Raw genomic sequence first — 12,505 nt, 5'->3', positions numbered from 1 at the left:
AGCGCTTCTCGCGCGTAGCGCGAGATGAAGGAATCGCTCCCGCGCCGCGGGGGCGATTTCTTCACACGCTCTGAGCATCGGGCAGAGCGGAGGCCGTCTCACGTATGCGTGACACGTCAGGTGCGCTCGGCGTCAGCCCGCCGTGCGCTCGTCCGGGTCGCGCAGCCCGAACTCCTTCATTTTGTTCTGGAGCGACTTTCGCGAGATCTGGAGCTTCTTCGCCGCCTGGGTGACGTTGCCTCCGGTCTCGTCGAGGGCGCGCGTGATCAGGTCGCGCTCCAGCGCGGCGGCGGCGCCCTTGACGATGTCCTTCATCGACGCGCTCGCGTCGGTGTGGGAGGGGGCCGCGGCGGGAACCGAGACGGAGACGAACGCAGGCGCCGGCAGAGCGGCATGCGCCACGGGGGCGATCTCGCGGAGGTTCTCGGGCAGGTCCTCGTGGCGGATCGTCGGCCCGTCGGCGAAGAGCAGCGAGCGCTCCATCAGGTTCTCGAGCTCGCGGATGTTGCCCGGCCAGGCGTAGGCCTGGAGCGCCTCCATGGCCTCGGGCTCCACGGCGTCGATCCGCTTGTTCAGCTTGCGGTTGTACTTCTCCCGGAAGAACTCCACGAGGAGCGGGATGTCGCTGCGGCGGTCGCGGAGCGCGGGGAGCGAGACCGGGACCACGTTCAGCCGGTAGAAGAGGTCCTCGCGGAACCGCCCGGCCTGGATCTCCTTGTGCAGGTCCCGGTTGGTCGCGGCGATCAGGCGGACGTCGACCTTGAGGGTCTTCACGCCGCCGACCCGCTCGAACTCGCTCTCCTGCAGCGCCCGCAGGAGCTTCACCTGCATCTCGATCGGGATCTCGCCGATCTCGTCCAGGAAGAGCGTGCCGCCGTCCGCGAGCTCGAAGCGCCCCGGCTTCGACGTCACGGCGCCGGTGAAGGCGCCGCGCTCGTAGCCGAAGAGCTCCGACTCCATCAGGTCCTTGGGGATCGCGGCGCAGTTGATCTTGATCAGCGGCTGGTTCCGCCGCGACGAGCCCCGGTGCAGGGCCTGGGCGACCAGCTCCTTCCCCGTGCCGCTCTCGCCGGTGATCAGCACGGTGGAGGGGGTGTCCGCGACCTTCTCGACGATTCGGTAGATATCCTGGATCGCCTGCGACTGGCCGACGATGCGCGACGGGAGCTTCTCGCCTTCGAAGGGGCCGGAGAGGTTGTTGCGCGTGAGGTCGCGGGTCCGCGCCGCCTTCGCGATCACCTGCCGGAGCTCGCTCTGCTCGAAGGGCTTGGTGATGTAGTCGAAGGCGCCGGTCTTGATCGCCTGCACGGCCGAATCCACCGTGCCGTGGGCCGTGATCAGGATCACCGGCACGTCGGGCGCCTTCTCGAGGACGTGCCGGAGCACGTCGAAGCCGCCGACCTTCGGCATCACGAGGTCGGAGACGACGACGTCGATCCCGCCTTCGTCGAAGCGCTCGATCGCCTGCTCGCCGTCGGCGGCCTGCTCGACCTCGTAACCCTCGCGCTTGAGGGTCGCGGCGAGGACCTTCCGCAGGTTGGGCTCGTCGTCGACGATCAGGATCGTTGCGGCCATGGGCACCCAGTTCCCCCCGGGTTGCACGCGGATCTACCACAAAGATGGCGCCGGGTCGCCTTACCGGGCTCGGCGGCCGCCCTCCCGGCGCGACCGCCGGCGGGAGCCACCCGGGTCCGCGGGCTTGGGGCCGGGATCCGGGGTGGGCTCGCTCCCGGCCTCCGGCGCCTCGGCCTTCGGCTCCTGCACCGCCGGGAGGCGGATCAGGAACTCCGTCCCCTCGCCGGGGCGGCTCTGCAGCGTGATCGTCCCGCCGTGGGAGCGGATGATCCGCTGGGAGATCGCGAGCCCAAGGCCCGTCCCCTTCTCCTTGGTGGTGAAGAAGGGCACGAAGACGTGCTCCCTCTCGGCCTCGGGGATCCCCGGCCCGGTGTCGCGGATCCGCAGCTCGACGTACTCCGCCGCCCGGGACGTGAGGTGGAAGCCGCTGGTCTCGTCGGGCGGGGCGCTGGTGCTCACGGTCACGCGCCCGCCCTCCGGCATCGCCTGCACCGCGTTCTGGACGAGGTTGAAGAGGACCTGCTTGAGCTGCTCAGCGTCGCTCGCGGCCTTGGGCATGGCCGAGTCCAGCTCGCTCGCGATCTCGACGTGGGGCGGGACGCTGGTGCGCAGGAGCATCAGCGTCCGCTCGACCGCGTCGTTCACGTCGATGGGGCAGACCGCGACCTTCAGGGGCCTGGCGTAGTCCAGGAACTGGGTCACGACGCCATTCAGCCGATCGACCTCCTCGACGATCACCTGGAGGAACTCGCCCTCCTCGCCGCCGAGCCTGTCGGGGTCGAGGAACTGGGCGGCGCCCTTGATCGCGCCCAGCGGGTTGCGGATCTCGTGGGCGAGGCCCGCCGCCATCTCGCCGAGGGCCGCGAGGCGATCCCTCTCCTTCATCCGGTCGAAGAGCTTCGAGTTCTCCACGACCGTGGAGATCTGCTCGCCGATCTCGAGCATCAGGGCGATCTCGTCCGAGGAGTAGGCCTCCGGCACCCGCTCGTCGCAGAGGTTCAGGAAGCCGATCACGCGGTCCGAGCCCAGGAGAGGGATGCAGATGCCCGCCTTCATGGCGGTCAGGGCCGAGCGCAGCTCGCCGAGCCGCTTGTGCTCCTCCACCAGCCGCGGGCGCTCCTGGGGGCTCACGACCACGCGAGACTGACGGGTGGGCGGGCCCAGGAGCCTGCGGAGCTCGAGGAGGCGGCGCTCCAGGTTCTCGAGGAGCACGGCCTTCTGCCCGCCGCGGGCGACGGCGAGTACGCCGCGGGCGGCGCTCGCGTCGAGGAAGGAGATCGGCGACGGCCCCCGGTGGTCGATGAGCGAGAAGCCCGGCCGCGCGTCGGCGAGGAGGTAGAGCGAGGCGTGGGTCACCCGCCGGGAGTCGTGGAAGGTGTCCAGCGAGAGCCGCGCGAGCTCGAGCGGATCGATCACGCTCGAGAGGCGGGTGCGGAGGCGGGCCAGGGTCTGGAGCAGCTCGTAGCGCTCGCGGAAGAGCGTGGCGATCACCCACCCCTCGACCTTGGCGCGCAAGGGTTCGAAGAGGTTGAGGATCACGAACGACGCGATCAGCGTGTTGAAGAGGAAGAGCTCGGTGGCGTTGCCCGCCCAGATCACGAGGCTGACGAAGATCGACGAGAGGATCAGCGCGAGGAGCGAGAGCGCGGCGAACTTGCCGAAGAGCTCGTGGAGGTCGAGGAGCCGGTAGACCTGGAGGGTCTGGGCGAGGAAGAAGAGATAGAGGCTCGTGACGATCGGCCCGAGCGCTGGGAAGGTGACGCCCGCCTTGGGCAGGAAGTCGAGGGCCGAGGCGGCCACCGCCGCGGCGGCGCCCACGAAGAGGTAGGCGAAGCGGGCCCTCTCGATCCGCGGGAGGGTGCTGCGCATCCGCCGATAGAGCAGCGAGATCGAGAAGGCGAGGGCGCCGAAGACCCAGGCGGCGACGAACATCCGCGCGGGCTGCATTCGCGCGAGCGGAGTCGCCGCCACCGCCAGGCCGCCGAAGGCGCCCACGAACGCGATGGCTCTGCCGCGGCGAGCCGACCGCCGCGAGACGCCGAGAAACTCGAGGAAGAAGGCGAGAGCGGCGGCGGGGACCGCCGCGCCGCTGGCGAACGCGGCGCGCATCCAGAGGTCGTGGCCCGTGAGCGCGAAGAGGAAGTCGCCCAGGAACCACGCCGTGAGCGCGGCGCATAGAAGGGCGAAGTGCGTCTGGGCCTTGGCGCGGTGAGGACGCAGGAGCATCGACACGGCGAGGGCCACGGAGACGATCGCGGCGAGGAGCGAGCTCTGGGTTCGGATATCCACCAGGGCGCATCTTAGCGCTGGTTGACACGTCCGCGGTGGACGGGCGAGCGTGCGAACGACGTGACGACCTCCGCCCGCCGCCTGCTCCTCCTCCTCGCGCCGCTCACCCTCGCCATCTCCGCGCACGCATCGGCAGCCGGGGAGACGCCTGCCATCCAGGACGGCGATCGCTTCGGCGAGGCCCGGCTCGCTCCCTATTTCGCGGACGGAAAGCTCCGGACCGCGCGCCAGCGCTTCGAGACCGAGAAGTACGCTGAGGCCTACCGCGTCTTCACCGAGGCCGACGACGGCTCCGTCCAGGTGGCGTGGCTTCGCGCCCTGTCGGCCCTCGAGATCGGCAAGGAGAAGGAGGCGGCGGCCATCCTCCAGTCCCTGCTGCCGCGCTACCCGGCGCTGGCGCCGCGGATCGCCTGGCACCTGGGACTCGCCCGCGAGCGCATGGACCGGATGGCCGACGCCGCCAAGGCCTACGCCGAGGTGCCGGAGGGCTCGGTGCTGGCCGACGACGCCCGCCTCGCCCAGGCCCGGACCCTGCGCCAGAGCGGCAACGCTCGAGGCGCGCTCGCGCCCCTGGCCGCGCTTCGGGAGCGCGCCGCGCCCGCCTGGGGCGTCGACTACGGCGCGTCCGCGCTCTTCCTCGCGGCAGAGCTCCACGCCCAGCTCGGTGAGAAGAAGCAGGCGCGGGAGGCCTGGCTCCGGCTCTGGAGCGAGCACCCTCTCGCGCCCCAGGCGGAGGACGCGAGGCAGCGGGCCGAGGCGATCTCCCGAGACCCGCCCACGCTGCGCCATCAGGTCCGGCGGGCCCAGGGCTTCCTCGACGTCGAGCGGAACCGCGAGGGGACCGAGCAGATCGAGAAGCTCCTCCCTTCGTTGAAGCTCCCAGACGCGCTGGCCTGCGAGGCGCGCTTCGCCCTGGGGCGCGGCTACCGCAAGCTCCGCCAGCACACCCAGGCCATCGCCACCCTCGAGCCCGTCGTCGGTCAGTGCAAGGAGCCGGCACTCCGAGTGAAGGCGCTCTACATCCTCGGCTACAGCGCCTCGATCGTCGCGCCCGCCCGCGCCGTCGAGGTCTACGAGCTCCTCGCCAAGGACTACCCGGGGCACTCCTTCGCCGACGACGCCCTCGTCTACGCCGCCGAGCTCCGCCTCCGGGCGGGAGATCGCGCCGGGGCCCGCGCGGAGCTGGTGCGCATGGTGGAGGAATATCCCGACGGGGACTTCCGCCCCGACGGCCTCTTCCGCCTCTTCTGGATCGACCGCGACGCCGGCGAGGCCGCCAAGGGCCTCGAGTTCCTGCAGCGGATCGAGAGGGACTACGCGTCGGCGCCGGACCCCATCGACCTCGAGCGCTCCCTCTACTGGCAGGCCCGGACCTTCGCCGACCTCGGGCGGAAGGTCGAGGCGGTGGTCACCTACGAGCGGCTCCTCCGCAGCCACCCCGCCGGCTACTACGCGATGCTGGCCCGGGGCAGGCTCGGCGCCCTCGCGCCCCGGCTCGCCGCGGAGATCGAGGCGCAGCTCCCCGAGGTGCCCGCCTTCCTTCCCCCGATCGAGCTCTCCGTGGGGGCGCTGCGGGACGAGCCGCGTTTCGCCAGCGCCGTCGAGCTCCTGCGCCTGGGCTTTCCCAAGGCGGCTACCGACGAGCTGCTCGCCATCGATCGCAAGGCGCTCCGGACGAAGGGATCGCTCGAACCGGTGCTCCTCGTCGCCTGGCTGCTCGATCGCGCCGAGGCCCGGAGGCCCGCGCACCAGATCGCCCGCGCCGAGCTGAAGGCCCTCGTCCGCGGCAGGCCCGAGGGCAACGACGCGATCCACTTCCGCATCGCCTTCCCGATGGCCTACCGCGACCTGATCGAGAAGCACGCCAAGCAGTTCAAGGTGCCGCCGGATCTGATGCAGGCGCTGATGCGGGAGGAGTCGAGCCTCGACCCGAACGTGGTCTCATGGGCGGGCGCCATCGGCCTCACCCAGCTGATGCCTTCCACGGCGCAGGCCGTGGCCACGAAGCTGAAGCTCGGAAAGGTGCCGCCCGCGAGCCTCCGCGACCCCGAGCTGAACGTGACGCTGGGAACTGCCTACATGGGCTCACTGCTGGAGCGGTGGGGCGGCAATCCCGCTCTGGCCGCCGCGAGCTACAATGCCGGGCCGGGCGCGGTGGCCCGCTGGCTCGCGGACCGCGGCGACCGCCAGCTCGACGAGTTCGTGGAGGAGATTCCCATCGAGCAAACCCGGCACTACGTCAAGCGGGTCCTTGGGAGCTTCAACGCCTACCGGCTCGTCTATGGAAAGGGCGACGCGCGCTTCCTGGCGATGGCGCCGGCGAAGGCGAAGGGGAAATGAGGTGAAGCGTGCCGGATGAACCCCACAGCGAGGACGTGATCGACGCCACCGGTCGTTCGCGGCAGGGGCCGGACCGCGCTTCGCCCGACCAGAGCGCAGGCGCCCCCGAGGCCCGCGCCATCCGGCTCCAACGGCTCCTGACGGAGAGGGGGCTGACCGCCGCGATCGCCCCCGGCTCGACCGCGGTGGCGATCCTCGGAGACGCTCCCGCCCTCCAGCACCGCCTCCTCGAGGGGACACCCCCCGTGATCGCCAGGATGGAGGGGGGCCGCCTGCTCCTCGACGTGCGCACCATCCGGGAAGAGGAGCTCGAGGCGCTCGCAGAGGCGGTTCGCATCGCGCGGCGCAAGGATCTCGCCCTGATGGTCTAGGGACCCTCGCAGGCGGGAGGGGAGCTACCCGGAGGAAACGTGCTTCTGGACACAAACGTCCTCGTCCTCAATCGCCTCTTCCAACCCATCCAGGTGACGACGGTCCGGCGCGCCTTCTCGCTGCTCTACCAGGGGATTGCCCAGGCGATCGACGAGGAGTTCCGCCTCTTCGACTTCTCCTCCTGGGCCTCGCTGGCGGCGGAGATCGGCTCGGACTCGATCGGGACCCCCACCCGGAGGATCCGGGTGCCGCGGGTGGTCGTCCTCACCGCCTTCGACCGCTTTCCCCGGACGAGGGTCCGCTTCTCCCGCCACAACATCTACCTGCGGGACGACAACACCTGCCAGTACTGTGGCCGGCGGCTCCCCCGATCCGAGCTCAACCTCGACCACGTGAAGCCCCGCTCCCACGGAGGCTGCACCTCGTGGGAGAACGTCGTCTGCTCGTGCATCCCCTGCAACCTGAAGAAGGCGAACCGAACGCCGGATCAGGCGGGGATGCGGCTCCTCAACGAGCCGATCCGCCCGAAGTGGAGCCCGCTCTTCCGCCCGCCGGGCCGCGGCGGTCCCGGCCACAGCGCGTGGCGACCCTTCCTCTCGATGGTCGACGCCTCGTACTGGAACACCGAGCTCAGGGAGGAGTGAGCGGTTCGCGCGGAGCCGAAGGCGGAGCAAACGGAAAGGAGCGCTCTCGCGCGAAGCGCGAGCTGAAGAACCCGGGCCCGCATCCGCGGGACCGAGTTCTTCATGCGCGCGGATGAGACCGCCGGGAGGTGGGCGAACGTGGTAGGGTCACGCCCCGATGGAGCGCTCGAAATCGAACCCCGTCGACCCCGAAACATTTCCCCAGAGCGATAGCCTGGCCGGGCCAGGGCGAGTGAACGGTCGCTTCACACGCAAGCCCGTCCGCGCTCGCCGGATCGTCGCCGTGGGGGGAGGCAAGGGCGGCATCGGCAAATCGTTGATCTCCGCCAACCTTGGCATCGAGCTCGCCGGCCGCGGCCTGTCCGTGACGCTGATCGATCTCGACCTCGGCGGCGCGAACCTCCACACCTGTCTCGGAATCGACCACCCCGAGGCGACGCTCTCGGACTTCGTGCTCCGCAAGAAGGCCTCCCTCGACGAGATCGCCGTCGACGCCGGGGTGCCGGGGCTCCGTCTGATCTCGGGTTCGTCGGACACGATCGCTGCAGCGAACCCCCTGCATCAGCAGAAGCTGCGGCTGATGCGCGCCGTGCAGGATCTCGACGTCGACGTGGCGATCCTCGACCTCGGCGCGGGCAGCCACTTCAACGTCATCGACTTCTTCCTCCTCGCCGACCACGGGATCGTCACCCTCGTACCCGAGCCGACCTCGGTCGAGAACGCGTACCGCTTCCTCAAGGCCGCGCTCTTCCGCCGCCTGAAGGCGGCGCAGGCGATCCACGGGATGGCCTGGGGGATCGAGGAGGCGCTGCTCGCTACGGCGAACCCGAGCCCGCTCAAGCTCGTAGAGGAGGTCGCCCAGCGCGATCCTGCCGCGGCGAGGCAGCTCGAGGAGGAGATCCGAAGCTTCCGCCCGCTCCTGGTCGTGAACGGCGTCCGCGAGGCAGCCGACCTGAAGCTCGGCGACGGGATCTGCTTGGCTTGGCGGCGCTTCTTCGGCCTCGATCTCAGCTATCTGGGGTTCCTGCGCCACGACGTCGACGCCTGGCAGGCGGGGCGTGCCCGGCGGCCGCTCCTCCTCGAGCGTCCGGATCAGCCCATCGCGGAGGATCTGGCCGAGATCGCCGACAAGCTCCTCGCCCTCGAGGTGAAGCGGGAGGTCGGCTCGCCGTGATCCGCCCCTATGAGGTCCTCGGTGTCGCGCCCGGCGCGTCGGACGAGGAGATCCGGCAGGCCTACGAGAAGCTCTCGGCGATCTTCGCTGCCGATTCCCTCGCGCTCTATTCGCTCGTCGACGAAAGCGAGACGAGGCGGCATCGCGAGGAGGTCCGGGCGGCGTTTCGGCTCCTCTCCGACAACCAGGCCCGCAGGGCGTGGGACGAGGCGAACGGGATCGCGCCTGAGTCGTCTCTGCAGCCGAGCGAGATCCCAGACGAGGCGTCGCCTGCCGACCAGAGCGCCACGAGCGAGCCCGATCGAGAGGAGGACGAGGTCGTCCTCGAGCTCGGCGACGAGGACGTCCTCGAGGTGGAAGACCTCGCTGCTCCGGCGCCCCCGCAGAGCCTCGGGCTGGTGCGGACCTCGCCGCCCCCGGCGCCGGCCAGGCCCTCGCGGTCCCTGCCCCGAATCGACGAGAACACCGAGTTCACCGGCGCGCTCCTCCGCGAGGTCCGCGAGGTGAGAGGGATCTCGCTGAGGGACGTCTCGACCCGGACCCGGATCGGCGTCAACCACCTCGAGAGCATCGAGGAGGAGGCCTTCTCCCGCCTGCCGGATCGCGTTTTCCTCCGGGGTTTCCTCCAGTCCTACGCCCGGGAACTGCGGCTCGACCCGGCCCGCGTCGCCGAGACCTACCTCGCTCGCCGTGGCATTCGTTGACTGGCGTACGATGCGTACCTAGAATCCCCGCCAGTACACACAGCGTTCGACGCTCGATGACCGTGGAGGCGGGGAGCATGCCCACCGACGAGGAGAAGACGAAGGCGAATCGGCTCGCCAGGGCGATCGCCTCCGACATCTCGCTGTACAACGAAGAGAAGATCGTCAAGGGGCTCGAGCAGGACAACCTCTTCGACGCGCTCGAGGCCGAGCTCGAGGAGGGGCGCGACCTCTACCGCAGCCGCGTCTCTCAGGAGCTCTACCGGACGTCCAACTTCTTCGACCGCGCGGTCGTCGACATCATCGTCCGCAGCCGAGGCCACGTCCGCTCGAAGATCTGGCTGTAGGTCCTTGTCCGAGCTCGTCCGCCACCTCGTCCCTCCGCAAGCCGGAGACGTCCGGCTCGATCGATTCCTCGCCGGTCGCCACGCGGAGCTCTCCCGCTCCCGCCTGCAGGCGCTGATCGACGAAGGGCTCGTGCGCGTGAACGGCGCGGCGGCGAAGGCCTCCCAGCGCCTCAGGGGCGGTGAGACGATCGAGGTCGAGATTCCCGCCGAACGCCCTGCGGAGCCCGAGGCCCAGGAGCTCCCCCTGCGGATCCTCCACGAGGACGACGACGTCATCGTCCTCGACAAGGAGCCGGGGATCGTCGTCCATCCGGCGGCCGGCAGGCCCGACGGCACCCTGGTCAACGCGCTCCTCTTCCACGTCCGGGAGATGGAGCGCTTCGACGGCGCAGAGCGCCCGGGCATCGTCCACCGCCTCGACCGCGACACCTCCGGCTGCCTGGTGGTCGCCAAGAGCGAGGCGTCCCTTGAGAGCCTCCAGGCGGCCTTCCGGAGCCGCACCGTCGAGAAGCGCTATCTGGCGCTGGTGCACGGCGTCCCGTCCGCCGATGCGTTCACCCTCGACACGCCCTACGGCCGTCATCCCAGGGTGAGAACCAAGTACACCGGTCGCAACCCGATCGGCCCCGAGCGCCGCGCCGTGACGCACGTGCGGATCCTCGAGCGCTTCGCCGGCGCCTCCCTCCTCGAGGTCGACCTCGAGACCGGCCGCACCCACCAGATCCGGGTGCACCTCTCCGAGGCCGGCCATCCGATCCTCGCGGATCGCGAGTACGGCGGCGAGCGGAAGGAGGCGAAGCTCCCGGCCTCTTCCGTCGCTCGCCGCGCCGCCGCCGCCATCGGCCGCCAGGCCCTGCACGCGCACAGGCTCGCGTTCCCGCATCCCCGCAGCGGCGATCGGCTCGCGTTCGAGGCGCCGATCCCCGCCGACTTCCAGGCCGCCCTCGACGTCTTGAGGGCGTGATCTCGCCGCCTCGCAGTCGTCCGCGAGGCGTGACATCGCTGCGCCTCGGAATGCTACGCCGGCTGCTTCGTGGTCGTGGGCGGAGCCTCGGAGTCGGAGGCCGAGACGCTGGCGAGCGCCTTGCCGGCCGCCGGCTGGGCGGGCGGGCGCTTCGGGCCGTCCAGGAGCACGTGGCGGGGGTAGGGGAGCTCGATGCCCTCGGCGACGAAGCGGTCCTTCACCATGAGGCGCAGGGCGCGCTCGGCGGGCCACTGCTCGTTCGGCTTCACCTTCATCACGAGGCGGAGGCTCAGGCTCGCTTGGGCCATGCCGAGGAGGGCGTGGACCTCGGGGGGCTCGATCACCTTCTCGGGGTTCGCGGCGGCCCAGGTCTCGCCCGCCTGCCGGGCGAGCTCCATCGCCTTCGGGACGTCGGCCTCGTAGGCCACCTCGAGGATCACCACGGCGCGCATCCAGCCGCGGTTGAGGTTGCCGAACTGCCGGAGATCGCCGTTGGGGATCATCCAGAGGAGGCCGCTGAAGTCGCGAACCTGGGTGTTGCGAAGGCCCACGGCCTCCACGGTCCCGGTGGTCTTGTCGTCGATCTTGATCACGTCGCCGACGGCCACGAGGCCGTCGAAGAGCAGGAAGAAGCCCGCGATCATGTCCTTGACGAGGTTCTGGGCGCCGAAGCCGAGGGCGACACCGACCACACCGACGGAGGCGAAGATCGCGGCGGTGTCGATGCCGAAGCGGGCGAGGATCGCCACGGCCACCGCGGTGTAGAGCAGGTAGCGCTCGATCTCGACCAGCAGCGGAAGGAGCGTCTGGGCGCGCCGCTGCGCCGCGGCGAGATCCCACTTCCCGCTCCGGGGACGGAGCGCCCAGGCCGTGAGGCGGGCGAGGATGGACTGGATGACCTTCGCGCCGGCGAGGATCCCGACGATGCTCAGGAACGAGAACGCGAACCGCACGGCGTGCAGGTCCCAGGCTTCCGTCGCGTACGCTCGCAGCGATTCGAACATCGGTGCTCCACCGGAGGAAGGCCAACGGGCCTGCAGCGAGCGCGGACGCTACCACGAATGACCGGCGCTCTTCGCGTCTGCGCAAACCGTGTCGGATCCGTTCACGTTCAGCGTGATGCCCTGCCCATCTCGTGGCCGGATCCAGCCCTCGACGACAACCGGCGCTTCGCTCCCATTCCCACGAAATCCGGCGGGAAGCGCGCGACGGCGTGCCGATCGGGAAGCGTGGCCCCACGCCGTGGCTTTATAGTGGGAACGCAATGAACCAGCCGTCCCGCATCTCGCTCCTGGGGAGCTTTCCGGCGACCAGCGGCATCCTCGCCCTCCTGATCGCGGCCTTCATCATCGAGGTCCTCTCGGGTGGATCCCAGAACGGCATGGTGCTCGCCCGCCTGGGGGCCAACTACACGCCGCTCGTCCTCGAAGGGGGCCAATGGTGGCGCCTGGTGACGGCGACCCTGCTCCACATCGGCCCGGTCCACCTGCTGATGAACGGGTGGGCGCTCTGGCAGCTCGGGCGGCTCAGCGAGATCACCTTCGGCAGCGCGACCACCCTCGCGCTCTTCGTGTTCACCGGAATCACCGGCTCCGCCCTGACCCTCCTCACGGTGAAGCTGAGCGCCGGGGCGTCCGGCGCGATCTTCGGCCTGGAAGGCGCGCTGATCGCGTTCTTCCTCCGGCATCGCGACCATCTGACGCCGCAGGGCAAGTCCCTGCTGAAACAGCTCCTGGCGTGGTCGGCGTTCATGATCGCCTACGGCTTCGCGGTCCCCAACATCGACTGGATGGGCCACTTCGGCGGCCTCGGCGGCGGCCTCGCCGTCGGCTGGCTCCTGCAGCCGCGAACGGCTCGCACCGGCCTCCTGGCGAAGGGCGCAGGCCTGGTGGGCGCGCTCGTCCTCGTCGGGGCGATCGCGCTAGCGGTCGCGAGTCCGCCGTTGCGATAGCCGCCGCGCTCATCGGTCGATGGCGCCGACTGTGGTGGTTGCGTTCGCGACCGCTCCCCACATGCGCTGTCGACGAGCGAGCACTTTCCTTCGTCCCCGAGCGAATGAAGATATCGGTCCCGCCGAAGCGGGCCCGACATCTTCA

Annotated in this window: 11 protein-coding genes; 8 read left to right on the top strand and 3 right to left on the bottom strand. The window is 70.3% G+C overall.

Annotation, left to right across the window (positions count from 1 at the left end; translation table 11 throughout):
- Positions 1-132: 132 nt before the first annotated feature.
- Positions 133-1,575: a sigma-54-dependent transcriptional regulator gene (locus AKJ08_RS08155; RefSeq protein WP_050725610.1), complete on the bottom strand. Its 1,443-nt coding sequence runs from the start codon at positions 1,573-1,575 to the stop codon at positions 133-135.
- Positions 1,576-1,635: 60 nt separating this feature from the next.
- Entirely contained in the window at positions 1,636-3,864 is a 2,229-nt protein-coding gene (locus AKJ08_RS08150; RefSeq protein WP_050725609.1) for a GAF domain-containing sensor histidine kinase, read from the bottom strand.
- Between the two features lie 60 nt (positions 3,865-3,924).
- On the opposite strand from AKJ08_RS08150, the gene AKJ08_RS08145 reads away from it, so the two are divergent.
- From AKJ08_RS08145 to AKJ08_RS08115, 7 genes are all read left to right on the top strand, one after another.
- Positions 3,925-6,204, top strand: coding sequence for a transglycosylase SLT domain-containing protein (locus AKJ08_RS08145; RefSeq protein WP_050725608.1), 2,280 nt, complete (start codon positions 3,925-3,927; stop codon positions 6,202-6,204).
- A gap of 8 nt (positions 6,205-6,212) precedes the next feature.
- Positions 6,213-6,575, top strand: coding sequence for a hypothetical protein (locus AKJ08_RS08140; protein WP_050725607.1), 363 nt, complete (start codon positions 6,213-6,215; stop codon positions 6,573-6,575).
- Positions 6,576-6,614: 39 nt separating this feature from the next.
- Positions 6,615-7,220: an HNH endonuclease gene (locus AKJ08_RS08135; RefSeq protein ID WP_050725606.1), complete on the top strand. Its 606-nt coding sequence runs from the start codon at positions 6,615-6,617 to the stop codon at positions 7,218-7,220.
- 157 nt (positions 7,221-7,377) lie between these two features.
- Positions 7,378-8,394 carry a P-loop NTPase gene (locus tag AKJ08_RS08130; RefSeq protein ID WP_082342920.1) on the top strand — a complete coding sequence of 339 codons (1,017 nt, stop codon included), beginning with the start codon at positions 7,378-7,380 and terminating at the stop codon, positions 8,392-8,394.
- Positions 8,391-9,098: a helix-turn-helix domain-containing protein gene (locus AKJ08_RS08125; protein WP_050725605.1), complete on the top strand. Its 708-nt coding sequence runs from the start codon at positions 8,391-8,393 to the stop codon at positions 9,096-9,098. Before AKJ08_RS08130 ends, AKJ08_RS08125 begins: the two co-directional genes overlap by 4 nt.
- A gap of 77 nt (positions 9,099-9,175) precedes the next feature.
- Entirely contained in the window at positions 9,176-9,445 is a 270-nt protein-coding gene (locus AKJ08_RS08120) for a hypothetical protein (protein ID WP_050727485.1), read from the top strand.
- A 4-nt stretch (positions 9,446-9,449) separates the two neighbouring features.
- Positions 9,450-10,409 (top strand): RluA family pseudouridine synthase, encoded by a 960-nt coding sequence (locus tag AKJ08_RS08115; protein WP_082342908.1) that lies wholly within the window; start codon positions 9,450-9,452, stop codon positions 10,407-10,409.
- Positions 10,410-10,462: 53 nt separating this feature from the next.
- On the opposite strand, the gene AKJ08_RS08110 is transcribed toward AKJ08_RS08115, so the two are convergent.
- Positions 10,463-11,413 carry a mechanosensitive ion channel family protein gene (locus AKJ08_RS08110; RefSeq protein ID WP_050725604.1) on the bottom strand — a complete coding sequence of 317 codons (951 nt, stop codon included), beginning with the start codon at positions 11,411-11,413 and terminating at the stop codon, positions 10,463-10,465.
- A gap of 260 nt (positions 11,414-11,673) precedes the next feature.
- On the opposite strand from AKJ08_RS08110, the gene AKJ08_RS08105 reads away from it, so the two are divergent.
- Positions 11,674-12,360, top strand: a complete 687-nt coding sequence (locus AKJ08_RS08105) for a rhomboid family intramembrane serine protease (RefSeq protein ID WP_050725603.1) — start codon at positions 11,674-11,676, stop codon at positions 12,358-12,360.
- Positions 12,361-12,505: the final 145 nt, after the last annotated feature.

The sequence above is a fragment of the Vulgatibacter incomptus genome (genome assembly GCF_001263175.1).
In the GTDB taxonomy this organism is placed as follows: Bacteria; Myxococcota; Myxococcia; order Myxococcales; family Vulgatibacteraceae; genus Vulgatibacter; species Vulgatibacter incomptus.
Note: the sequence above shows the minus strand (reverse complement) of the source record. Positions and strands in the feature narration are given on the sequence as shown.